We start from the raw sequence: 22,336 nt of genomic DNA on the forward strand, positions 1-22,336 counted from the left end.
GCTGTCTCGCGTACGGCTCACGTACGAAGAGACGCGATAAACGGAAGGTGACGAAAATCCTCCGCCTGATCCAATCCATACCCCACAAGGAACTCATTTGGTGCATCGAAGCCAACCCACCGCGGCTCCCACTCGAGATCCGGCGCGATGCGCTTGTGGAGGAGCGCGCAGATCTCGAGAGAAGCGGGACCTCGCTCGACGATCCCGCCGCACAACTGATTCAACGTGGTGCCGCTGTCGACGATGTCTTCGACGATGATGATGTGCCGGCCGGCCATCGGAGCCCGCGGATCGTAGAGCAGTTCCACGATGCCCGAACTCTTCGTGCCCTTGCCATAGCTCGACGCGACGAGGAAGTCGACCTGCAGCGGACGCCGGATCTGACGGACCAGGTCGCCGAGGAACACGAACGAGCCCTTGAGCAGGCCCAGCAGCAGTACATCGGCGTCCCGCGGGTATGCGGCGGCGATATCCGCACCCATGCGGGCGACGCGGTCCGCGATCTCCGCTGCGGAGTAGACGATGTGCTCGAGGGCCTCGCTCCCGGTGTACGCCGTGAACTCACGTTCCGCGGCGTTCATCGTGCCGATCCCGGCGCTTTGTGAATCCAATGGCGAACCACGCTCCTCCGGGGTCGGCCGGCTCCACCGCCGCCCGGGAGTGTCCGGCTACCCACAGCACTCTCCGGTCGGCGTCCACGACGACCGGCACGCCTGAACGATTCGAGGCCGGCACGCGGCGCTCCATCAGGAGCTTCGCGACCTTTCGCGACCCGGCCCGCGTGCGGATCCGGTCTCCGGGTCGCGGCCCCCGTACACGGATCGGAAATCGGACCCGGTCAACTGGGAAAGAGGTCGCCCAGCGTTCCGTGCCTTCGAGGGCGCTCCAGCACACCTCCCAGGCGCTCCCGCCGAGGCGGATCGGCCCCCGACCCGCCCGCCGCGCCCGCGCTCGATCAATGTCGAGTTCGCGGTCGAGCGGCACCTCTCGCGCGCACCGTACGTGAATCCGGTCGAACTCCCGCTCGACCCGCAGGCCCGCCGCGATGTCCACCCCGCGACCGCTCTCCCCCGTGTCTACGAAGGATGCGCCCACGTGGGTTCCGCGCCGGGACAGCTGGAAGCCCATGTCCCGGGCGAGCTGCCGCAACATGCGCCCGCGAGCCGCCCGATCATACCCCAGCAGTCGGGACCGGGCAATTTGCGCTCCGTCGGCGCTTTCCCGGTATCCCGCGGCGGAGAGGAACCGCCTGGCGCCCGCTTCCAGCCCGCCTTCGGCCACGAGGGCATTCCGTCCGAGTTCCGCCAGCAGCCGGCGGACGGACGGCTCCTCATCGGCCAGCGCCGGCAGCAGCCCGTACCGCACCCGCGAGCGCCGGTAACGAGGATTCCGGTTCGCGGGGTCCTTCACCCACTCCCGTCCGGTGGCCCGCAGATAGCTTCTCAGGTCGGCGCGCGCGAAGCCGAGCAGCGGACGCACGAAGGCGCCGCGGCGCACCGGGATGCCGGCCAGCCCGCGAAAGCCGGGGCCGCGCAGGAGGTGCAGCAACACCGTCTCCACGTGGTCATCGCGCTGGTGGGCGAGGGCAACGCGATCCGCCCCGGCCCGACGCCGTGCCTCGGCCAGGAAGGCATATCGGGCCGCCCGCCACTCCGCAGGGCCGCCCGTGAGTCCGTTCGCGCGGCCCACGTCGCACGGCACTTCGGCCTGGCGGCAGAGTTCCGCCGCTCTCGCGGCCCATGCGGCGCTGTCCGGCTGAATGCCATGGTCGAAATGGGCCGCGCTCAGCTTCAGCGGCCAGGACTCGCCAAGCGCGCGGAGGAGATGCAGGAGCGCGAGCGAGTCCGATCCGCCGGAAAAGGCCACGAGGACGCACGAGCCTCGCGGCAGAAGCTCCGGAGCCGCCCGGAGCACACCCCGCAGGCGCGCCGCCACGCCGGCGCCCGCGGCTGACGGGGCTTCAGCGCGGAGCGTCAGGACTCTCCGGGAGGGGGGCGGTCGCGCCACGCCGCCGGGCCACGGCGGAAGTCCAGTTGCTCGGCCACGGAGACGCCGAACTTCGGTCGCGCCGGCAACTCCCCGAACGCGATCTCGCGCGGGGCGCCGGGAGAGGGATCCTCGGCGGCGGTCCCGGATCGGCCGAGCTTGCGCCCGTGCTCCCAGACGCGATCCCGCCCGGTGACGTATGCGCGCAGCGCGCCCGCGACGCTCTTCGATCCGTTCAAACCTCCATCACCTCCGCTTCCCTGCGCGCGAGCATCGCGTCGATCTTCCCGACGTATTCGTCGGTATGCGTCTGAACTTCGGTCATCGTGCGGCGGGCGATGTCTTCACCGACTTCCCCGTCCCGCTGCATCTTGAGAAGTCGGTCGCGCGCTTCGTGTCTCGCGTGCCGAATCGACACCCGCCCCTCCTCCGCCATGCGGTGGAGGATCTTGACGAGGTCGCGCCGGCGCTCCTCGGTCAGCGGTGGAATGGGCACCCGGACGACGGCGCCGTCCACGGAAGGGTTGAGCCCCAGGTCGCCGCTCTGGATCGCGCGCGCGACATCGCGGGCGATGTTCGGGTCGTACGGCTGTACGAGAAGCATGGTCGGCTCGGGGGCGCTGACGTTCGCCACCTGCCGCAGTTGCACGATCGAGCCGTACGCCTCGACCCTCACGCCGTCGAGGATCGCGGTCGTCGCCTTGCCCGTACGAACGGTGGCGAATTCGCGCGCGATCGCCTCGATCGCGCTTTCCATCGCCAGGACCGCATTCTCCAGCGTCTCCTCCGGCACCGTCCCCTCCGATCGTGGCTACCTACCCGACGAGCGTCCCGATCCTCTCGCCTTGCAACGCTGCCAGGATTGCACCCGGCCGCTTGATGTTCAAGACGACGATGGGCAGCGCGTTTTCCTTGCACAGGGAGATCGCCGCCGCGTCCATGACGGCGAGTTCACGCGTCATCACCTCGAGATAGCCGATCTCGTCGATGAGCGAGGCCTCCGGGTCGGTCTCCGGATCCGCGGTGTACACGCCGTCGACCCGCGTCGCCTTCATGATCACGTCGGCTTCCATCTCGATCGCCCGGAGCACGGCCGCCGTATCGGTGGAAAAATACGGGTTTCCCGTACCTCCGGCGAAGATCACGACCCTTCTCTTCTCGAGATGGCGCAGCGCGCGACGCCGGATGTAGGGCTCCGCGAGTTCTTCCATCCGGATGGCGGACATGACCCGCGTCTCCACGCCGGACTGTTCGAGCATGTCCTGCAGCGCCATCGCGTTGATCACGGTCGCGAGCATGCCCATGTAATCCGCGCTCACGCGATCCATGCCGCGCTCGCTCGCGACCGTGCCGCGCATGATGTTCCCGCCGCCCACGACGAGTCCCAGGCTCACGCCGCTCTGGTGGACGCGACGGATTTCACGCGTGAGTTCCTCGATGACCGGCGGGTCGATGCCGAACCCGCGATTCCCGGCGAGCGACTCGCCGGAGAGCTTCACGAGGGCGCGGCGATACTTCAGGTCGCCCGCGTCCCCGGGAATCCGGCCCGCGGAACTCAGCCGCCCACCTCGAAGCGGACGAACCGCCGAACCGCCAGATCCTGCCCCGCGTTGCGCAGGACGTCCTTCACCGTCAGGTCCGGATCCCGCACGTAGGCCTGCCAGAGGAGCGCGTTCTCCTCGTAGAACTTGCGCATGCGGCCCTCCACGATCTTCTCCGTGATCGAGGCCGGCTTGCCCTGCTCCAGCGCCTGTTCGGTCAGCAGCTTGCGCTCGCGTTCGACCTCCGCCTCCGGAATGTCGTCCGGCGACACGCCCCGGGGGTTCGTGGCCGCGGCGTGCATCGCGATCCCGCGCGCCGCCTCCAGCGCCGCCTCGCCGGAGTCCGAGACCTCCACCAGCACGCCGATGCGATTCCCGAAGTGGACGTAGGACGCGAAGGCCCCGTCCGCGCCGAGATCGAAGCGCACCGCGCGTCCGACCTGGACGTTCTCCCCGACCTGCACCCGCAGCTCGTTGAGGTGGCTCTCGACCGCCTCTCCCCCCTCGAGCTGGAGCAGCGCCGCGCCCTGGACGGTCTCCCCATCCTGCACCGGGAGGTCGAACAGCCGGTCCGCCAGCTCCCGCGAGAAATCCTCGAACGCCTCGCTGCGCGCGACGAAGTCGGTTTCGCTCAGCACCTCGACCATCGAGGCGGCGCCGTCGCGCAGGGCGATGCGGATCGTGCCTTCCGACACCGTGCGCGCCTCGCGCTTCGCCGCCTTCGCCGCGCCCGCCTTCCTGAGCAGGTCGATGGCCCGCTCCGTATCTCCCTCCGATTCGATGAGCGCGCGCTTGCAGTCCATCATCCCGGCGCCTGTCCGGTCGCGGAGAGCCTTCACCGCCCCGGCCGTGATCTGCGTCATGGTCTCCATGTCTCCTTCCCAAAAAAAAGGGCCACCGAAGTGGCCCCTTGCGGTCACTTCTCTTCCGACTCCACCTCTCCGACGACTGCCGCTTCGGCATCCTCCGATCCGGCGTCCGCCGCGGGCTCCGGGTTCTCGTCCGCCGCGGGCTCCGGGTTGTCGGCCACCTCGGCCTCCGCCGCGGGCTCGGGATTGTCGGCTACTTCGGCATCGCTCTCGGCAGCCTTCGCATCGCTCTCGGCCGGCTCGGCTTCCCCGTCGGCGCCCTCTATCACGGCCGGGTGGTGCAGCCGCTGAGCGATGACCTCCGGACGCGGCTTTCGCCTCGGCCTGCGGCGGCGCGAACTGCCGGCAGCGTCGGCGACCCCGCCGGCGTCGCTCGAATACGTGTACGCCTGCGACTCGGCCTCTTCCCGTCCCGCCTCCGGAATCTCGCGCCGCGACGCCTCCACGACATCGGCGACCGAGCGCGTGATCAACGAGACGGAGCGAATCGCGTCATCGTTGCCCGCGATGGCGATCGTGAGGAGATCGGGGTCCGCATTCGTGTCCGCGATCGCGACGACCGGGATGCCGAGGCGGTTCGCCTCGCGCACCGCGATGTCCTCGCGGGTCGAATCCACGACGAACACGAGCCCGGGCAGCCGCGACATCTCCTTGATGCCGGACAGATAGCGGTCGAGCTTCTGGCGCTCCCGCTCGAGGAGCAGCCGCTCCTTCTTCGTGTAGAACTCGAACGCCCCCTCCTCGACGCCCCGCTCGAGCTCCTTCAGGCGTGCGATGTTCTTCTTGATCGTCTGGAAGTTGGTGAGCATCCCGCCGAGCCACCGTTCCGTGACGTAGAAGGAACCGCACCGCTCGGCCTCTCCCCGCACGACGCGGGCGAGCTGGGGCTTCGTGCAGACGAAGAGCACGGACTTGCCCCCGACGATCGTCTCGCGCACGAGTTCGTGAGCCCGTTCGAGCTCCCGCTGCGTCTTCTTGAGATCGATAAGGTAGATTCCGCCGCACTCGGCGAAGATGTATTTCCGCATCTTCGGGTTCCAGCGGTGTGTCTGGTGCCCGAAGTGTACGCCCGCCTTCAAGAGGTCCTGCAGCTCGACGCCCATGCGCTCGGCTTTCCGCCTTCCCGCTATCGTTTGGAGAACTGGAAGCGCTTGCGCGCCTTGGGACGACCCGGCTTCTTCCGCTCGACGATGCGGGGATCGCGGGTCAGCATGCCGTGGGACCGCAGGGTGCGCCGTCGGTCCTCATCCATCGCGAGCAGGGCGCGCGCGATGCCCAGGCGGGTGGCCTCCGCCTGGCCGGTGATTCCTCCCCCGCGAACCCGGACGGCGATGTCGTACGACGCTCGCGTGCCGGTAACGTCGAGCGGCGCCGCGACGAGCGAACGGTGCCGCGGGATCGTGAAATACTCTTCGAACGCCCGGCCGTTCACATTCACGACGCCCACGCCACGCTTCATCGTGATGCGGGACACCGACTTCTTCCGACGTCCGACCGACTGGACCTGTTCCGTTTCCGCCAACTCTCGTCTCCCTGGCAGTCGCTGTGCGCGCCGTCGCTATTCCGCGATCGTTTCGAAGGGGCGGGGGTGCTGAGGCGCGTGCGGATGCTCCGGCCCCGCGTACACTCTCAACTTTCCGAGCATCTGCCGGCCGAGCGTGTTCTTCGGCAGCATGCCCTTCACGGCCAGCTTGATCACCCGGTCGGGGTGTCGATCGAGCATGCGCCGGAAGGGGATGAAGCGCTCTCCGCCCATATAGCCGGAATGCCGGAAGTATTCCTTCTGATCCGCCTTGTTCCCGGTCAGCCGCACACGCTCCGCGTTCACTACGACGACGTAGTCGCCGGTGTCGAGGTGCGTGCTGTAGATCGGCTTGTGTTTTCCGCGAAGGACGCTCGCGATCCTCGTCGCGAGACGGCCGAGAACCTGATCCGCGGCGTCGACCACGTACCAGTCCCGTTCGATCTCCCCCGCCTTCACCGAGTACGTCTTCATTCGTTCTGCCCACCTCAAAAAAACCGCCCGGCGGGACGGATGCCGAGCGCGTGAAAATGATAGCCCGTGAAGCTATTCAGCGCCTCGCACGAAGTCAATCGCGTGGAAAGGCGCATCCTGGCTTTCGGCGCGGGGCGCGCCGTCGTTGACGAAGCGAACGAGCCCGGACCGCTCGGCGCCCGCGCGCAGCCGCGAGAGGCCGCGCTCCTTGAGCCGGCGTGTCCGCTCGCGGGACACGTCGAGCGCCGCCGAAATCTCGGCGGGCGTCTGCGGTCTCCTGAACCCGAGACCGAAGTAGCGGCGCACGACCTCCGATTCGAGCGGCGGGAGGTCGGCCAGACTCGTCTCGATGGCCGCCCGCAGCCGCTCCCGAATCAGCCCGGCTCCGGGTTCGGGCGCGTGTTCGTCGGGCAGCAGTTCCTCGAAGGTGCAGGCGCGGCCGGGAGCCATCTCGTCGAGGGAGAAGCGGTGCGCGACGGGTTCGCCGGGCACCCGGTGATCGCCCTGATCGACGATGGCCTGCCTCATGGCCCGCCGCACCCAGTAGTGTGCGTAGCTGATGAAACGGACGCCGCGCTCCGGATCGAAGCGATCCGCGGCGCGCACGAGCCCCAGGTTCCCCTCGTTCACGAGATCGGCCAGCGGGACGCCACGGCCGCGGTAGCCGCGCGCGACCGACACGACGAAGCGGAGATTCGCGCTGACGAGCCGCCTCCGCGCCGCCTGGTCGCCGGCCCGACTCCGCCGCGCCAGTTCCACTTCGGTCTTCGCGTCGAGCAGGCTCTCGCGACCGATGTCCGCCAGGTAGCGTTCGAATATGCGGACCATCCGGGTCGACCTCAGTCGACGCCGCGCAGAATCCGGTCCCAGCGGATCTCGGTGAGCCAGGCCAGGGGGCCCTGCGGCTCGCGCGCGTACGAATAGTACACGAGGAAGGGTCTTCCCCGTATCGCATCCCTGGGCACGAAGCCCCAGTAGCGGGAATCCTCGGAGTTCGACCGGTTGTCGCCCATGACGAAGTAGCTGTCCTCCGGCACGACGAGAGGCCCCCAGTTGTTTCGCGTCGTCACGGCCCCGGAGCGGCGCGCGCCATCGGTCAGGTACCGGCGCTGCCAGGCGAACTTCGGGCTCGGGGCGTCGGGGAAGTTCGACGCCGCCTTCACATAGGGTTCCTCGAACGGGACTCCGTTCACGAAGAGCCGTGCCCGCCGCATGCGCAGGGTGTCTCCCGGCATCCCGACGATTCGCTTCACGTAGTTCGTGCGCGGGGGCTGCTCGGCGGAGTCGGGCGGCTCGAACACGATGACGTCACCGCGCGAGGGCTCGCCGAACGCGGGAAACTCCAGGTCGGTACCGGGGATTTCGGCTCCGTACACCATCTTGTTGACGAGGAGAAAGTCGCCGATCAGAAGCGTGTTCTCCATGGAGGCGGTCGGGATCTGGAAGGCCTCCACGACGAAGGTCCGGATGAAGAGAAACAGGACGAGGGCGATGAAGATGGACTTCGTCCACTCCCACATCCATCGGCCCACGGACGCGTCGCGACCCCGGCGCCCCCGCCCCGTGGGAGCGCGAAACCTGCGGACGGTTCTCTCAGTCGATTGTTTTTCCATCCCACCCTTCCCTGTTCCACAACCCGGTGACTGGCGGTCCCGCGAGCGGGCCGGCCGCACCCTCTGATGTACGGGCGATGCTCAACGGGGTCTCACCTCCCTGCCTCACCAGTCGACGTCGATCTGCGCGCGCTGCAGCGTGCCGCTGTAATCGACGTACGCCACCTTCGTTTCCGTGTAGAACTCGTAGACTTCCCACCCCCCTTCACGGTGCCCGTTGCCCGTGTTCTTGACGCCGCCGAAGGGGAGGTGCGCCTCCGCGCCGATGGTGGGCGCGTTCACATAGGTGATCCCGTTGTCGAGTTCCTCCACGGCGCGGAAGGATGCGGTCACGTCCCGCGTGTAGATCGACGACGAGAGTCCGTAGGGAACTTCGTTGTTGATGTCGAAAGCTTCGTCGATCGTGTCGAAGCGGATCACCGAGAGCACCGGCCCGAAAATCTCCTCGCGCGCGGCCCGGTGTTCCCGGTCGACGCCCGCGAGGACCGTCGGCTCGAAGAACCAGCCGTCGCCGAGGCCGCTCTCCGCCGGCCGTCCGCCCCCCGTCGCGACCGTCGCCCCCTCGTCGCGGGCGATCGCGATGTAGCGTTCGCACTTCTCGCGCGCGGCCTCGTGGATGAGGGGGCCCACGTCGACGCCGGCCTCCTGCCCGTCGCCGAGGCGGAGGGAGCGCGCTTCGTAGCACAGTCTCTCCACGAACTCGTCGTGGACCTCGCTCTGCACCAGGAGTCGGCTCGTCGCGGTGCAGCGCTGTCCCGTCGTGCCGAAGGCGCCCCACAGCACGCCCTCGAGGGCAAGGTCGAGATCCGCGTCCGCCATGACGATCTGTGCGTTCTTGCCGCCCATCTCGAGGGAGAGGCGCTTGTGCATGCGGCCCGCGACCTCGCCGATCCGGCTGCCCGTCTCCGTGGATCCGGTGAAGGAGAGGCCGGGGACGCCGGGGTGTTCGACGATGGCGTTCCCGATCGTCTCGCCGCGGCCGTGCAGCAACTGCACGCACTCGGGCGGCAGGCCGGCCTCGAGCAGGATTTCCACGAACCGGTGCGCGCTGTGGGGCACATCCTCCGAGGGCTTGTAGATGATGCTGTTCCCGCACAGCAGCGCGGGAAAGATCTTCCAGCTCGGGACCGCGACCGGGAAGTTGAAGGGGGTGATGATCCCGAACACGCCGATCGGACGCCGGAATGACATGGCCCACTTGCTCCTCAGCTCGGAGGGCGCCGTGCGTCCGAAGAGGCGCCGGCCCTCGACCGCCGCGTAGTAGGCCGTGTCGATGGCCTCCTGGACGTCGCCGCGCGTTTCGTCGAGCACCTTCCCCATCTCGCGCGTGGCCGTGCGCGCGAGGTCCTCCTTGTGCCGCGTGAGGAGGTCCCCCGCAGTCTTCAGGACCAGGCCCCGCTCCGGGGCCGGCGTCCTGGACCAGCGCTCGAAGCCGCGCTGCGCCGAGGCCACGGCCGCGTCCAGTTCCGCCGCGCCGGTGTCAGGGAAGAGGCCGATGAGGTCCGACGTGCGCGCCGGGTTTCGGTTCTCGATGTATGCGCCCGTGGCGGGCGCAGTCCACTCACCCGCGATGTAGTTGAGGAACTTCTCAGCCATGGCCGGAGGAACTCCGCGCTTGGATTAGCGATCCATGAGGAGGACGACCTCCTCGTTTTCCACCCGGACGTCGACGACGGTCTCGGGGATGTCGAAGAGCACGGTTCGTCCGTCCGCACGCAACCCCATTTGCTGCGCGGCCATGCCCAGCATCATCGGGGGCACCGGGAGGATGCCCGCCTGGAGACTCACGAGGTCGAGGCGTCCTTCGCCGCTCTCCCCCACTCGCGGGAGGACCTCTCCGGCGACCCGGGCGGAATCCCCGAGCGTCCTCGCCAGGCTCGACGCCATGTCCGCGGCGATCGGGAGTTGCGTGAAGTTGAGCATGACGGTGAAGGCGACGGTCGAGTCGCGCAGTTCGACGGCGGGCTCGCCGACGCCGGCCGGCAGCAGGGAGGTCAGCCGGTAGCGTACGTAGCTCTGGAGTTCCGTCTCTGTGAACCGCGTCTCGGCCGCCCCGCCGCCGGCCGCCAGCTCCCGCAGGGCCGCGTCCACCCGCGCCGCCGCCTCGGGACCGAATTCCGGCGTGGATTCCGCGACGACGATTTCATCCGCGCCCGCGTTCGCGAGCCACGCTTCGATGTCTCCGCGAAAGATCCAGCCGACGATCAGCAGAATCAGAAGGAAGATGAGAAAGCCCAGGCCCTTGAAGAGCTTTCGGAAAACACCCATGTCGACCGCCTCCGACCGGAATCGGGGAAAGAGGAAAAGCTAGCGCCGTGCGCGGCGGGCGTCATCGGTGCCGCCCGCGTCATCGGCGCCGCCCGCCAGCCGGGAGGCGGCGACTTCCGTGTGCCGCGCGCCGCGGGGGAGAAGTTCGCTCCGCATCAGTGACACGCGCCGAACGTCCACCGTGGTCTCGAAGCGGACGCGCGCGATGGCGCCCGCCAAACCTACGGGTGGCGGGGGGCGGCGGATTCGTCCCACCGTCACGTGCGGGCGGAAGCGGCGCGGGTCGGGGGCCACGCCGGCGCGGACCACGGCTTCCTCCACGGAGCGCTGCAGCGCGGCGAGGTCGGGCGTCTCCTCGACACCGACCCAGACGACGCGCGCGCGACGGTGGGAGGGGAAGACGCCGGCACCGCCCAGCCGGATCGGGAAGCCCGGCTGCGCCTCCGTCGCGGCGGCGATCTCCCGCGCGAGCGGCGCCTCGAGGCCGCGGTCGACCTCCCCGATGAAGCGCAGCGTGAGGTGCAGTTGCTCCGCGCGCACCGGCCGCACGCCCTCGAGCGCCCGCAGCGCCGCGGTCGCGCGTGCCAGGTCGGCGCGGATCGCGGAGGGGAGGAGGATGGCCACGAAGAGCCTCGACCGGACGTCGGGGGCGACATATCCTGCGCCTGCCATGATCCTCCTCATCGACAACTACGATTCGTTCGCCTTCAACCTCTCTAGGTACCTCGAGGAACTTGGGGAGACGGTGCGGGTGCGGCGCAACGATGACGTCGATCCGGGAACGCTGGGGGACGAAGGCTTCTCGCACATCGTCATCTCGCCGGGTCCCTGCACGCCCGCCGAAGCCGGCGTTTCCGTCGAGGTGATCCGGGCGGTGGGCGCGGAGATCCCGATTCTCGGCGTCTGTCTCGGACACCAGTGTATCGCCGCGGCGACCGGCGGACGCGTCGTCCGGGCCGCGCGTCCGATGCACGGCCGCCTGTCGGCGATCCGGCACGAAGGGCGCGGGCTGTTCGCGGGCCTCCCCTCGCCGCTCGAGGTCACCCGCTACCATTCGCTGGTCGTGGATCCCGGCGAGCCGGGGGCCGGCCTGCGGGTCACGGCCCGTACGGAGGAGGGCGAAGTCATGGCCCTCGAGCACGCGTCGTGGCCCCTGTGGGGCGTGCAGTTCCACCCCGAAGCCGTACTCACGGCGGGGGGACGCCGCCTGCTCGAGAACTTCCTCGCGCTCGGAAGGGGGGATGTTCCCGCCTCTGAGCCCGTGGAGGCGGCCCCCTGCCCCGAACTCCCGGCCGACGCGCTGCCCTAGCAGGGTCCGCGGAAACGAATCGCCTCGGCGACGTGGTCCTCGGATACGCCGACCCGTTCCTCCAAATCCGCGATAGTGCGTGAGACGCGAAGCGCGCGGTGGTAGCCGCGGGCCGTGAGGCCGAGATGCGTCACGGCCTTCCGCAGGAGCGAACGGCCGCCCCGGTCGACCCGGCACGCCTCCTCGAGACGGACCGGCGGGATCCGCGCGTTGGTCGTTCCGTGGCGGCGGGCCGCGCGGGCACGGGCCTTCGACACCCGGGCCCGCACGACGGCGCTCGTCTCGCCGGGTGCCGCGTCCGCGAGTTGCTCCCAGCGCAGGGCCGGAACGTCGACGAGCATATCGATCCGGTCGAGAAGCGGCCCGCTGACCCGGCGGCGGTAGCGCAGCACCGTGTCCTCGGGACAGCGGCAGCGGCCCGGCACGCCCAGGAAGCCGCACGGACACGGGTTCATCGCGGCCACGAGCGTGAACTCGGAGGGAAAGCTGGCCGACCCGGCGGCGCGGACGATCCGCACCTGTCCCTCCTCGATCGGCTGGCGCAGCGCCTCCAGCGTGCGGCGCCCGAACTCCGGAAGTTCATCGAGAAAGAGCACGCCGTGATGCGCGAGAGAGGCCTCGCCCGGCCGCGGACGAGTCCCGCCGCCGATGAGCCCGGCCTCGCTGATCGAATGGTGCGGCGCGCGGAAGGGCCGGGCCCGCTTGAGCCCCGAGCCGTCGGCCACGAGGCCGGCGACGCTGTGAATCACCGTCACGTCCACCGCCTCTCTGACGTCGAGGACAGGGAGGAGACCGGGGAGGCAGCGCGCGAGACTCGTCTTTCCGGAGCCCGGGCAGCCCGAAAGGAGGAGGTTGTGCCCTCCGGCGGCCGCGATCTCCAGCGCCCGCTTGGCGACGGGCTGCCCCTTCACGGCGGACAGATCGAACCCGCCGTCGTCCGGCCCGCGGCCGCCCGTCGTCCCAACGGCGGGAGACACGAGAGCCAGTGGTGCGCGGAGCCGGACTTCGCCATTCAGAGCAGCGAGAATATGGGTCAGCGACTCCGAGCCACCCACGGCGATCCCTTCCGCCGCCGCCGCTTCCCGCAGGTTCGCGACCGGCAGGAGGAGGCGCGCGACGCGCGGGTTCGCGGCCGCGAAGAGCGCGATCGGAAGGGCGCCCCGGATGGACCGCAGGGAACCGTCGAGCCCGAGTTCGCCCACGGCCAGCGTCCCGTCGAGGGCATCCTGAGGGAGGTCCCCCTTCGCGCACAGGATTCCGAGCATGATCGGCAGGTCCAGCGCGGCCCCGGTCTTGGGAAGATCCGCCGGCGCCAGGTTCACCGTGATGCGAAGCCCGGGAACGTGAAGGCCCAACTGCGCCGCCGCGGCCCGGATTCGCTCGCGGCCCTCGCGCACCGCGCTCTGCGCGAGACCGACGATCTGCATGATCGGCGTCCCCCTGATCAGCGACACCTCCACGCTCACCGGCCGCACGTCGAGCCCCATCACCGCCGCCGACATTACCGAGGCCGACCCCACCCACTCCGGCATTCTTCTTTCGCTCCCGTCCGCGCAGCCTTGTAACTTCACCGTGAGTCATGATCGGGGCCGGTCTCAACCGGTCCTCAAGAACGGCCCAGGAACAAGGCGGAAGAGTGGAGAAGAGGGTGAGATGCGGCGCCGCTCGAACGCAGCGGGGCTTTTGCCGCGGGCTGCTCGGAGTGCTCCTGCTGAGTCCGCTGCTCGCCGCCCTGCCGAATCCCCTCCCGCTGGCCGCGCAGGAACTGGACTCCGGCCACCTCTACCTGCGCGAAGCGGGGCGCCGCGTGGGGACGGAGCGCTTCCGGGTCTGGCAGACCGGATCCACGGTTAACGCGTTCGCCACCGTCGAGATGGTGCAGCGGGCCGCATGGCAGATACGCCTGCAGATGGATCTCAACCTGCTTCCGGTGAAATATGAGATTCGCGACGGGGTATCGGCTCTCGTGAGCGGGGAGCGTTTCCCCGACCGGATCCGCTTCCACTTCGCGACGCCGGACGGCGAGCGCTGGAAGGAGTACCCGGTCCAGGATGTGGCCGCGATCCTGCAGCCGGGGATCGCGCATCACTATCTCGTGCTCGTGCGTGCGCTCAGAGAAGCGCCGGATGGGCGGCTGAAGGCGATCCTGCCCCTCGATGGCCGGACCGTGACCGTGCGCCTCGCGGCGCGGACGGAGGAACGGGTTTCGCTCGACGAGGAGTCGGTGGACGCGACCCGCTACGATGTGGACATGGAAGGCGCCCGGCACCAGGTGTGGCTCGACGCGGACGACCGGCTGCTCCGCGTCCTGGACGCCGCGGGACGCGAGGCCCTGCGCGCCCCGGCCGGGAGCTGAGACAGGCTGCCGGGAGCTGAGACAGACTGGAGGAGAAGATGGAACACCATCCGGAATCGTCCGAGGCATCGGTGGAGGAGCACGGGATCCCCTCGCTGCCCGTGCGCATCGTGCAGGTCTTCGTCTCGCCGGCGAAGCTGTTCGACGCCCTGCGTCACCAGCCCGCCTGGATGGGCGCCGTTCTGGCGCTGATCGGCGTGAGCATTGCGCTTCAGTTCCTTACGCCGGTCGTCGTCCCCGAGGACGTCTTGCGGAGGGCGGCGGAGGCCCGGATCTCGGACTTCATACCGGCGGGAACCGACCCCGCGGTGCTGGAGCAGCAGGTCGATGCGGCCGTTTCGCCCGGAGCGGTCGGGGTCATCGCGGGTGCGGTCATCGCGACGCCTCTCATACTCTCGCTCATCGCGGGACTTCTCCTCATCGCGTTCAACGTCATCATGGGGGGCGAGGCCAGCTTCAGGCAGCTGTTCAGCGCCGGCGCGCACGCCATGTACGTCTACACGGCGGGAGGGATCGTCTCCATCGGCCTGATGGCGGCCGGCGCGGAGATCGTGACCCTCACGCCCGGTCTCTTCCTGCCCGAGATGGAGGGGTTCATCGGCAGGTTCCTAAACGGAATCAACATCTTCTCTGTTTGGACGTGCGGGGTGCTCGGGGTGGCGGTGAGCCGCTTCTATCCGGGGCGGTCCGTGGCGGCGGGCACGACGTATCTGCTCGTGCTCTACCTGATCCTGGTGGCGGCGCTCGCGGGGTTCGCGGGTCTCCTCGCCGGTCTGGCGGGCTAGCAAGTGAAACCGCGCACGTCGCGCCAACGTACCCGTGACGTACCCATGACGTACCCCCGGGCGCGGGCCATGCGGTTGCCCGAACCGCCCGCCGAGTCTCGAAATAAAGGTCCTTGTACAGGATGAAGAAAGCGATCATCGCGGTCGTCGTGGTTGTACTTCTCGCGACCATGGGATTCCTCGCCACGCAGCGGGAGGGGCGCGGCGCCGTCGAGGTCCGCGTGGAGGCCGTCGGGCTGCGGGATCTCATCGACGACGTCTCCGCGACGGGCCACATAGAACCGAAGACGCACGTGGACATCACCACGGACGTCGCCGGGCGGATCATCGAACTCCCGGTGGAGGAAGGGCAGGACGTGGAGGAGGGAGACCTCCTGCTTCAGATCGATCCGGCCCTCTTCAGGGCGGCCGTGGAACGGGCCGAGGCCGGTCTCGCCCAGGCGCAGGCCAACCTCGCCCAGCAGGGGGCGACCTACCGGCAGGCGCAGCGGGACGCGGACCGGCTCACGGCGTTGCAGGCGCGGGGGACCGACTTCGTGACCGAGGCGGAAGTCGAGCAGGCGGTGACGAACGCCGACGTCCAGAACCGGCTGCTCGAGGCCTCGGAGCACCAGGTCCACCAGGCCGAGGCGAGCCTCGACCAGGAACGGGACCGGCTCGGGAAGACGACGATCCGGGCGCCCATGTCGGGCCGGATCACGCGGCTCAACGTCGAGCGCGGCGAGACCGCGATCGTCGGGACGATGAACAATCCGGGCAGCCTGCTCCTCACCGTCGCGGACCTTTCCGTCATGGAGGCCGTGATCGAGGTGGACGAAACGGACGTGCCCGATATCACCATCGGCGACTCGGCCTACGTGGAGATCGACGCCTTCCCGAACCGGCGCTTCGTGGGAACCGTCACCGAGATCGGCAACAGCTCGATCGTCCCCCTGAATCCGGCCACGTCCGGCGGTTCGGCCCAGGCGATCGACTTCGAGGTGCGCATCGAACTTCGTGAGCCGCCCGAAGGGATCAGGCCGGACCTGTCGGCCACGGCCGACGTGATCACGGCCACCCGCGACCAGGTACCCAGCATCCCGATCACGGCGCTCACGCTGATGGATGCGGACGAGTACGAGGAGATCCCGAACGAGAACCTGCCGAGCGCTCCGCGATCCGACGCGGCGCGGGACATCGAGGGCGTCTTCGTCGTGGAGGGCGACATCGTCCGCTTCCGGCCCGTGGAGATCGGTATCGCGGGCGAGAACTACTTCGAGGTCATGTCCGGGATCGAACTCGGGACGACCGTCGTCTCGGGCTCGTTCCAGGCGATCCGCGAACTCAGCGACGGGAGCCGGATCCGGATCGACGCGCCGGCCGGTGGCGGCGCGGCCAACCGCGAAGACGGTAGCGGGGGGAGCGACGCCGCGGTCAACGGAGAGGACGGACGATGAGCGGGAACGGACACATGAAGTCGATCATCGTCACGCGCGATCTGAGGAAGGAGTACGTGATGGGCACGGAGACGGTGCACGCGCTGGCGGGCGTGGACATCGAGATTCTCCGCAACGAGTACGTGTCGATCATGGGGCCGTCGGGTTCGGGCAAGTCGACGCTCATGAACATGATCGGCTGCCTCGATTCCCCGACGAGCGGGGAGTACGTGCTCAACGGACAGGCGGTCCAGGACCTGAGCGACGACAGCCTGGCCCGGATTCGAAACCGGGAGATCGGTTTCGTGTTCCAGACGTTCAACCTCCTGCCGCGGGCGACGGCGCTGCACAACGTGGAGCTGCCGCTCATCTACGCGGGCGTGTCGAGCCGGGACCGGCAGCAGAGGGCGGAGCAGGCGCTCGAGGTCGTTCAGCTGGCCGACCGGATGGACCACAAACCGAACGAGCTGTCCGGCGGTCAGCGCCAGCGCGTGGCCATCGCGAGGGCGCTCGTCAACGACCCCTCGATCCTCCTCGCGGACGAGCCGACAGGGAACCTCGACTCCTCGACCTCCGAGGAGATCATGGATGTGTTCGACACGCTGCACGAGAACGGCCAGACCATCATCATGGTCACGCACGAGTACGACATCGCGGCCCGCTCGCAGCGCGTGATCACGCTCGTCGACGGCAAGGTCGAGGCGCAGATGTCGGTGGACGAATACCTCGCGCGCGGCATCCAGCAGCCCACGGCGGCTTCGGTCGCGGACGGCGCATCGGCGAGCCCGGAGGCCCAGCCGGCGCCGGAGGCGACGCCCGAGCCGACACCGCCCCCTGAGACCGCTCCGTCGCCGCCCCCGGAGATCACCCCGTCGGCACCGCCACCGACGGCCGCTCCGATGGACCCGGTGCCGCCCGAGGCCGCCCCTCCGGCCCCGGGAACGCCGCGCCCCATCTCGAACCCGTGGGCGCCCCCGCCCACGCCGCCCGTCGATGGCGGCCGCTAGCGGCCGAGCGACGTTCCGCCGATGAGATTCTGGGAGGGCATTCGCCTTTCGCTCCAACAGGTATGGGCGCAGAAGCTGAAGTCGTTCTTCGCGCTCCTCGGCATCATCATCGGGATCACCTTCCTCATGGCGGTCATCACGATCGTCGAGGGCATGAACAGCTACGTACGGGACGACTTCGCGGGTTCCCTCTTCGGCGTGAACACGTTCACCGTCGTGCGACGGCCGCAGATTCAGACCGGCCGTGTCGATGAGGCCGAGCGACGCCGGCAGCGCCGCAATCCCCAACTCACGATGGAGGACGTGGCGGTGGTGCAGGCCGCGGCGCCCGACGCCCAATACCTGGCCTACTATGCGCGAGATGTCGCGGGCTCGGCTCGCTACGGGCAGTACGAGCGGCGCAATGTCCTCATGGTCGGGGGTTCGCCGGAGTACGAGGCGGTCCAGGGGTGGAAGGTGGTGGATGGGCGGGGCCTGACGCCGATCGATGACCAGCAGGCGCTCCCGGTCGCCGTCATCGGCGCCCAGATCGCCGAACGGCTCTTCCCCACGACCTCGCCCATCGACAAGCGCATCCGGGCGGGCGGGCACGGTTTCAGGGTCGTCGGCGTGCTGGAGGCGCAGGGCGGCCTCGCGGGGAATCTGCGCGATGCGGCCATACTCGTTCCCTTCGAGACGTTTCAGCGCACCGTGGCGCGCCGGCGGCTGGAGGTCGACGGGATCACCGTCAAGATGGGGTCGATCGACGAACTGGAACCGGCCATGGCGGAGGTGGAGGGCGCGATGCGCTCCAACCGGCGCCTGCGGCCCTCCGAGCCGAACAATTTCGGCATCGACACTTCGGGTGGACTGCTCGATGCGTGGGAGACGATCAACCGGGTTCTGATGACGGCGCTGCCCGGCCTGGTCGGGATCTCGCTGGTGGTGGGCGGCATCGTGATCATGAACATCATGCTGCTCTCGGTCACGGACCGGACGCGGGAGATCGGGCTCCGCAAGTCCCTCGGCGCGAAGCGGCGGGACGTCCTGTTCCAGTTCCTGACCGAGGCATCGACCCTCTCGATTCTGGGGGCGGCATTGGGTATCGGCTCCGGATTCGGGATGGCGCTGCTCGTCGAACAACTCACGCCGCTGCCGGCCGCCGTATCGGTGCCGGCGATGATCATCTCCCTCATTCTCGGGCTCGGGGTAGGGATCGTTTCCGGCCTCTATCCCGCCTATCGAGCCGCCCGGCTCGACCCGATCGAAGCCCTCAGGTTCGAGTGAGGTTGCGGTGAGCCCGGGAGGACGGCGCATGCGAGGCATGGGGTTCATCGCGACGGTCACAGAAGGGATCGCCGTCGCCTTCGACTCGCTCGGGGCGAACAAGGTGCGGAGCGGTCTCACGATCCTCGGCGTGACGATCGGAGTCCTCGTCGTCATGGTGATGGCGGCGGTGATCACCGGGATCAACCGGAGCTTCTCGGAGCTGATGGCCCCGGAGGGGATCACGACGTTCTGGGTGGCGCACTTCGACTTTTCCTCGATGCAAATCAGCGGCCCGCTCGAAGAAGGGGAGGACGCTTTCTTCAGGAACCCCCCGCTGAAACCGGAATGGGCGAAGGAACTGGGTCGGGTCGAGGGGATCCAGAGCGCGGCGCCCATCGTGGATCTGGCGGGGTCGGGCTACGAGGCCTCCTCCGAGGGCGACCGGGTCGAGATCGGACTCTACGGGGTGGGCGCCGACTATATCGAGATCTCTGGCGGCGATATCATCTCCGGCCGCTGGTTCACCCAGTCGGAGGCCGAGCGGCGCGCGGCGGTCACCGTGATCGACTCGGCCACCGCCGTGGAGCTGTTCGGGACCCGGGATCCGATCGGACGGGACATTCGCGTCAGCAGGGGCAGCGAGAACGCGAGGGTTCGCGTGGTCGGCATCTACAGGGTGCCCGCCAACCTCTTCGCCGGCCTCGTCTCGCACTACGTGTGGATGCCCTTCGCGACGGCGGACAAGCTGCTGCGGGTGTGGGACCGGCAGATCAGTTTCGTCGTGCGGCCGGAACCGGAAACGGAGCTGCAGACCGCGCTCGACGCGACCCGCGCCCGCATGCGGCAACTGCGGGGACTGCAGGTCGGCGAGGAAGACGACTTCGCCATCATGACCCCCGATCAGATGATGGAGCTGTGGGGCCAGCTGACGAACGTGCTGTTCGCCGCAATGGTCGGCCTGTCGAGCATCGGGCTCATGGTCGGTGGCGTCGGCGTCATCGGCATCATGATGATCTCCGTCACGGAGCGGACCCGGGAGATCGGGCTCCGCAAGGCGATGGGCGGGCGCCGCCGCGACATCATGTGGCAGTTCCTCGTCGAAGCGGCCACGCTCACGCTGCTGGGCGGGGCGACCGGCATGCTGCTCGGGGGCGGGCTCGTGTGGGTCGTGAACCAGGCCACGCCGCTCACCGCCGTCGTGCCGCTGTGGTCGATCGTGGCCGCGCTGGCCGCCTCGATCCTGACCGGCGTCGGCTTCGGACTCTACCCCGCCTCCCGGGCCGCGGGTCTGGACCCCATCGACGCGTTGCGTTACGAGTAGTCATCTCCCGCGGCAGGAAACGCGCGACCTGACTCCGGCAGGCGATCGAAGCCGCGGGCGACGGGGAGGCGCGTATGACCGCTCGGGCACGCGGCGGCATGGGGTTCCTTTCGACGGTCACCGAAGGGATCGCGGTCGCCTTCGACTCGATCAGGGCCAACAAGGTTCGGAGCGGCCTCACGATCCTGGGCGTCACCATCGGCGTGCTCGTCGTGATGGTGATGGCGGCCGCGATCACCGGCATCAACCAGAGCTTCGAAGACGCGATGTCCCCGAACGGCGTCGAGACGTTTTACGTGGCGCACTGGGACTTCACGTCGGCGGGCTTCGGTGGCGGCCCTCTGGGCGAGGAGGAGCCGGACCTCTTCAGGAACAAGCCGCTCGATCCGCGGTGGGCCAGGGACCTCGGGCGCATCCCGGGCATCCGAAGCGCGTCGCCGTTCGTCGAACTCACCGGCGATTTCGGTCCGGGGGCCTTCGAGGCGAGCGTCGGGTCGGACCGGGTCGAGATCTCGTTCTACGGCGTCGGGGCCGACTATCTCGAGATCTACAGCGGCGACATCATCTCGGGACGTTGGTTCACGCACCCCGAGGCCGAACGGCGGGCGCCCGTCGCCGTGATCGATTCCACCGTGGCGGCCGACCTGTTCGGGTCGCTCGATCCGCTCGGCCGCGAGATCCGGATCGGCGAAGGCAGCCGCGGAGCCATGTTTCGCGTGGTCGGCGTGTACCGGGTGCCGGCCAACCTGTTCGCCGGCCTCGCGTCGCACTACGTGTGGGTACCGTTCGCGAGCGCGGACAAGCTGCTGCCCGTCTGGGACCGGGCCGTCAGCATCATCGTGCGGCCGGAACCCGAAGCCGACCTTCAGATAGCGCTCGACGCGACGCACGCGCGGATGCGGCAGCTTCGCCAACTGGAGCCGAGCGAGGAGGACGACTTCGCGGTGCTGAGCCAGGAGCAATTGCTGAGTCTCTGGGGTCAGCTGACGAACGTCCTGTTCGCGGCGATGCTCGGGTTGTCGAGCATCGGGCTCATGGTCGGCGGCGTGGGGGTCATCGGCATCATGATGATCTCCGTGACGGAGCGGACTCGCGAGATCGGGCTGCGGAAAGCGATGGGCGGGCGACGCCGGGACATCATGTGGCAGTTCCTGGTCGAAGCGGCCACGCTCACGCTGCTCGGCGGCGCGACGGGGATGCTGCTGGGTGGCGCGATGGTATGGGCCGTGAATCAGTTGACGCCGCTGCCGGCGGTCGTGCCGCTGTGGTCGATCCTGGCCGCCCTTGCGGCATCGGTGCTGACCGGGATCGGTTTCGGGCTCTACCCGGCCTCCCGGGCCGCGGGGTTGGACCCCATCGACGCGCTGCGCTACGAGTAGGCGGCTGAAAGCGAGCGGCTGACCACCCGATGACCGAATCACCGCTGGACCTCCTTGCCATCGCGGCGCATCCGGACGACGCCGAGCTCACCTGCGGCGGGACGCTGGCGCGCGCCGCCGAACAGGGTCGCCGGACCGGAATCCTGGACCTGACGCGGGGCGAGATGGGCTCGCGCGGGACGCCCGAGTTGCGGGCGGAGGAGGCGGGCCGGGCGGCGGCGGCGCTTGGCGTCGGGGTGCGGGTCAACGCCGGGCTGCCGGATGCGCGGCTCGAAAACTCGCTGGAGGCGCGGGGCGTCGTCGTGGAGCACCTGAGGCGTCTCGCCCCCCGGACGGTGATCCTTCCCTATCCGCGCGGCCGCCATCCCGATCACCGGGTCGCCTCGGAACTCGCGCGCGACGCCTGTTTCCTCGCGGGACTGCGGGAGTACGAAGGCGGACCGGGGCGGCGGCCGGAGAAGGTCCTCTATGCGATGGCGTACCGGGAGGATGCGGTGAAGCCGACCTTCGTCGTACCGCTCACGGAAGCGCAGTTCCAGCGGAAGGTCGAGGCGGTGCGGTGCTACGCGTCACAGTTCGAGGGCGCGACGGCGGCGGGCGAGATCTTCCCCACCGGACAGCCGCTCGTCGAACGCATCGAAACCGCGTCGCGGCACTACGGTTCGCTGGTCCGGGCCCCGCACGGCGAACCGTTCCATACCGATGAGACGATGCGCGTGAGCGATGTCACACGCCTCGGAGTTCGCTCGTTATAGAAAGGCGCCTTTCACGGACGCCGGGCGCCTTGAAGGCGTCAGCCGCAGCGAACCTCGACGAGGAGGCGCTTCCAGCTCGGGACCGACTCGGCGCCCACCTTGATCACCTGCACGCGTGCCGCGCCGCCGCGCCGCATCCACGGGGCGAGCCAGGCGCCGATCTCCCGGGGAAGGTGGCCGACGGGGTCACCATCGCGGATATGGACCCACACATCGTCGGGTTCGCCTCCGGGCGGGTCGGGAATCAGGAGGAGTTCCTCCTTCGGGCCTACGGCGTCGAGGTGGCGGGCGCGGTCTTCGAAGGCGAGTCCGTGGACGGTGGTGCGGAACACCGGGGCCCCGCGCGGCGGTATGCTCTGTGGGTCGGACGTGGGCCCCGTGGGGTTTGGCGCCGGCGGGGTGCCCCCCGGCGCGGAACGTGGTGGTTCCATGTACTCCATCCCGAGTTGCGGCGTCGTTTGAAGCTTCGACACAATAGACCCTCTTTG

General features: G+C 69.1%; 24 protein-coding genes and 1 pseudogene. 9 read left to right on the plus strand and 16 right to left on the minus strand.

Annotated elements, in window-relative coordinates; all coding sequences use genetic code 11:
- Positions 1–17: 17 nt before the first annotated feature.
- The 14 genes from hpt to thpR all read right to left on the minus strand — a co-directional run bounded on the left by hpt (position 18) and on the right by thpR (position 10,945).
- Positions 18–581 (minus strand): hypoxanthine phosphoribosyltransferase, encoded by a 564-nt coding sequence (gene hpt, locus RN901_RS07545; protein ID WP_310757573.1) that lies wholly within the window; start codon positions 579–581, stop codon positions 18–20.
- Entirely contained in the window at positions 562–1,935 is a 1,374-nt protein-coding gene (gene tilS, locus RN901_RS07550; protein ID WP_310757575.1) for a tRNA lysidine(34) synthetase TilS, read from the minus strand. Before tilS ends, hpt begins: the two co-directional genes overlap by 20 nt.
- A 38-nt stretch (positions 1,936–1,973) precedes the next feature.
- On the minus strand, positions 1,974–2,225 hold the full coding sequence (locus tag RN901_RS07555) for a hypothetical protein (RefSeq protein WP_310757577.1): 252 nt from the start codon (positions 2,223–2,225) through the stop codon (positions 1,974–1,976).
- Entirely contained in the window at positions 2,222–2,779 is a 558-nt protein-coding gene (gene frr / locus RN901_RS07560) for a ribosome recycling factor (RefSeq protein ID WP_310757579.1), read from the minus strand. The genes RN901_RS07555 and frr overlap by 4 nt, the downstream gene beginning before the upstream one ends.
- 22 nt (positions 2,780–2,801) lie before the next feature.
- The gene (gene pyrH / locus RN901_RS07565) at positions 2,802–3,506 is read right to left on the minus strand and encodes a UMP kinase (RefSeq protein WP_345782368.1); all 705 of its coding nucleotides are present in this window, start codon (positions 3,504–3,506) and stop codon (positions 2,802–2,804) included.
- A gap of 35 nt (positions 3,507–3,541) precedes the next feature.
- Positions 3,542–4,390 (minus strand): translation elongation factor Ts, encoded by an 849-nt coding sequence (gene tsf / locus RN901_RS07570; protein ID WP_310757581.1) that lies wholly within the window; start codon positions 4,388–4,390, stop codon positions 3,542–3,544.
- Between the two features lie 53 nt (positions 4,391–4,443).
- Positions 4,444–5,499 (minus strand): 30S ribosomal protein S2, encoded by a 1,056-nt coding sequence (gene rpsB / locus RN901_RS07575; protein ID WP_310757583.1) that lies wholly within the window; start codon positions 5,497–5,499, stop codon positions 4,444–4,446.
- 23 nt (positions 5,500–5,522) lie between these two features.
- Positions 5,523–5,918, minus strand: a complete 396-nt coding sequence (gene rpsI, locus RN901_RS07580) for a 30S ribosomal protein S9 (RefSeq protein WP_310757585.1) — start codon at positions 5,916–5,918, stop codon at positions 5,523–5,525.
- 36 nt (positions 5,919–5,954) lie between these two features.
- Entirely contained in the window at positions 5,955–6,392 is a 438-nt protein-coding gene (gene rplM / locus RN901_RS07585; RefSeq protein WP_310757587.1) for a 50S ribosomal protein L13, read from the minus strand.
- Positions 6,393–6,464: 72 nt separating this feature from the next.
- Positions 6,465–7,220, minus strand: a complete 756-nt coding sequence (locus RN901_RS07590) for a sigma-70 family RNA polymerase sigma factor (protein WP_310757589.1) — start codon at positions 7,218–7,220, stop codon at positions 6,465–6,467.
- An 11-nt stretch (positions 7,221–7,231) separates the two neighbouring features.
- Complete coding sequence (gene lepB, locus RN901_RS07595) at positions 7,232–7,924, minus strand: signal peptidase I (RefSeq protein WP_310757591.1); 693 nt, start codon at positions 7,922–7,924, stop codon at positions 7,232–7,234.
- A gap of 186 nt (positions 7,925–8,110) precedes the next feature.
- Positions 8,111–9,601: an aldehyde dehydrogenase family protein gene (locus RN901_RS07600; protein ID WP_310757593.1), complete on the minus strand. Its 1,491-nt coding sequence runs from the start codon at positions 9,599–9,601 to the stop codon at positions 8,111–8,113.
- Positions 9,602–9,625: 24 nt separating this feature from the next.
- The gene (locus RN901_RS07605) at positions 9,626–10,273 is read right to left on the minus strand and encodes a hypothetical protein (protein ID WP_310757595.1); all 648 of its coding nucleotides are present in this window, start codon (positions 10,271–10,273) and stop codon (positions 9,626–9,628) included.
- A 39-nt stretch (positions 10,274–10,312) separates the two neighbouring features.
- Positions 10,313–10,945: an RNA 2',3'-cyclic phosphodiesterase gene (gene thpR / locus RN901_RS07610; protein ID WP_310757598.1), complete on the minus strand. Its 633-nt coding sequence runs from the start codon at positions 10,943–10,945 to the stop codon at positions 10,313–10,315.
- Between thpR and RN901_RS07615 the strand changes: the two genes are divergently transcribed.
- Positions 10,944–11,582, plus strand: coding sequence for an aminodeoxychorismate/anthranilate synthase component II (locus RN901_RS07615; protein WP_310757600.1), 639 nt, complete (start codon positions 10,944–10,946; stop codon positions 11,580–11,582). The genes thpR and RN901_RS07615 overlap by 2 nt on opposite strands.
- On the opposite strand, the gene RN901_RS07620 is transcribed toward RN901_RS07615, so the two are convergent.
- Complete coding sequence (locus tag RN901_RS07620; protein ID WP_310757602.1) at positions 11,579–13,114, minus strand: YifB family Mg chelatase-like AAA ATPase; 1,536 nt, start codon at positions 13,112–13,114, stop codon at positions 11,579–11,581. The genes RN901_RS07615 and RN901_RS07620 overlap by 4 nt on opposite strands.
- Positions 13,115–13,230: 116 nt before the next feature.
- Between RN901_RS07620 and RN901_RS07625 the strand changes: the two genes are divergently transcribed.
- From RN901_RS07625 to bshB1, 8 genes and pseudogenes are all read left to right on the plus strand, one after another.
- Entirely contained in the window at positions 13,231–13,938 is a 708-nt protein-coding gene (locus RN901_RS07625; protein ID WP_310757603.1) for a DUF6134 family protein, read from the plus strand.
- Positions 13,939–13,976: 38 nt separating this feature from the next.
- A complete protein-coding gene (locus RN901_RS07630) occupies positions 13,977–14,723 on the plus strand; it encodes a YIP1 family protein (protein ID WP_310757605.1) in 747 nt (248 codons plus the stop codon).
- 122 nt (positions 14,724–14,845) lie between these two features.
- On the plus strand, positions 14,846–16,159 hold the full coding sequence (locus RN901_RS07635) for an efflux RND transporter periplasmic adaptor subunit (RefSeq protein WP_310757607.1): 1,314 nt from the start codon (positions 14,846–14,848) through the stop codon (positions 16,157–16,159).
- 14 nt (positions 16,160–16,173) lie between these two features.
- Positions 16,174–16,839: pseudogene (locus RN901_RS07640) on the plus strand (ABC transporter ATP-binding protein); the annotation flags it as partial.
- 327 nt (positions 16,840–17,166) lie between these two features.
- On the plus strand, positions 17,167–18,411 hold the full coding sequence (locus RN901_RS07645; protein WP_310757611.1) for an ABC transporter permease: 1,245 nt from the start codon (positions 17,167–17,169) through the stop codon (positions 18,409–18,411).
- 28 nt (positions 18,412–18,439) lie between these two features.
- Positions 18,440–19,714: an ABC transporter permease gene (locus RN901_RS07650; RefSeq protein ID WP_310757613.1), complete on the plus strand. Its 1,275-nt coding sequence runs from the start codon at positions 18,440–18,442 to the stop codon at positions 19,712–19,714.
- A gap of 74 nt (positions 19,715–19,788) precedes the next feature.
- Positions 19,789–21,093, plus strand: coding sequence for an ABC transporter permease (locus tag RN901_RS07655; RefSeq protein ID WP_310757615.1), 1,305 nt, complete (start codon positions 19,789–19,791; stop codon positions 21,091–21,093).
- A 29-nt stretch (positions 21,094–21,122) separates the two neighbouring features.
- Positions 21,123–21,848 carry a bacillithiol biosynthesis deacetylase BshB1 gene (bshB1, locus tag RN901_RS07660; RefSeq protein WP_310757617.1) on the plus strand — a complete coding sequence of 242 codons (726 nt, stop codon included), beginning with the start codon at positions 21,123–21,125 and terminating at the stop codon, positions 21,846–21,848.
- A gap of 38 nt (positions 21,849–21,886) precedes the next feature.
- Here the strand turns inward: bshB1 and RN901_RS07665 are convergent, their stop codons facing one another.
- Positions 21,887–22,180, minus strand: a complete 294-nt coding sequence (locus RN901_RS07665) for a hypothetical protein (RefSeq protein WP_310757619.1) — start codon at positions 22,178–22,180, stop codon at positions 21,887–21,889.
- Positions 22,181–22,336 lie beyond the last annotated feature (156 nt).

It is taken from the genome of Candidatus Palauibacter soopunensis, assembly GCF_947581735.1.
Classification (GTDB): Bacteria; Gemmatimonadota; Gemmatimonadetes; order Palauibacterales; family Palauibacteraceae; genus Palauibacter; species Palauibacter soopunensis.

Bases quoted from the DNA above. Each gene is read 5' to 3' on its own strand.
- bshB1 (WP_310757617.1), top strand. From the start codon at position 21,123: ATGACCGAATCACCGCTGGACCTCCTTGCCATCGCGGCGCATCCGGAC.
- thpR (WP_310757598.1), bottom strand. From the start codon at position 10,945: ATGGCAGGCGCAGGATATGTCGCCCCCGACGTCCGGTCGAGGCTCTTC.
- RN901_RS07655 (WP_310757615.1), top strand. From the start codon at position 19,789: ATGACCGCTCGGGCACGCGGCGGCATGGGGTTCCTTTCGACGGTCACC.
- RN901_RS07650 (WP_310757613.1), top strand. From the start codon at position 18,440: ATGCGAGGCATGGGGTTCATCGCGACGGTCACAGAAGGGATCGCCGTC.
- RN901_RS07605 (WP_310757595.1), bottom strand. From the start codon at position 10,273: ATGGGTGTTTTCCGAAAGCTCTTCAAGGGCCTGGGCTTTCTCATCTTC.
- RN901_RS07600 (WP_310757593.1), bottom strand. From the start codon at position 9,601: ATGGCTGAGAAGTTCCTCAACTACATCGCGGGTGAGTGGACTGCGCCC.
- RN901_RS07590 (WP_310757589.1), bottom strand. From the start codon at position 7,220: ATGGTCCGCATATTCGAACGCTACCTGGCGGACATCGGTCGCGAGAGC.
- rpsB (WP_310757583.1), bottom strand. From the start codon at position 5,499: ATGGGCGTCGAGCTGCAGGACCTCTTGAAGGCGGGCGTACACTTCGGG.
- RN901_RS07630 (WP_310757605.1), top strand. From the start codon at position 13,977: ATGGAACACCATCCGGAATCGTCCGAGGCATCGGTGGAGGAGCACGGG.
- hpt (WP_310757573.1), bottom strand. From the start codon at position 581: ATGAACGCCGCGGAACGTGAGTTCACGGCGTACACCGGGAGCGAGGCC.
- rplM (WP_310757587.1), bottom strand. From the start codon at position 6,392: ATGAAGACGTACTCGGTGAAGGCGGGGGAGATCGAACGGGACTGGTAC.
- tsf (WP_310757581.1), bottom strand. From the start codon at position 4,390: ATGACGCAGATCACGGCCGGGGCGGTGAAGGCTCTCCGCGACCGGACA.
- RN901_RS07645 (WP_310757611.1), top strand. From the start codon at position 17,167: ATGAGATTCTGGGAGGGCATTCGCCTTTCGCTCCAACAGGTATGGGCG.
- RN901_RS07620 (WP_310757602.1), bottom strand. From the start codon at position 13,114: ATGCCGGAGTGGGTGGGGTCGGCCTCGGTAATGTCGGCGGCGGTGATG.
- RN901_RS07635 (WP_310757607.1), top strand. From the start codon at position 14,846: ATGAAGAAAGCGATCATCGCGGTCGTCGTGGTTGTACTTCTCGCGACC.
- RN901_RS07615 (WP_310757600.1), top strand. From the start codon at position 10,944: ATGATCCTCCTCATCGACAACTACGATTCGTTCGCCTTCAACCTCTCT.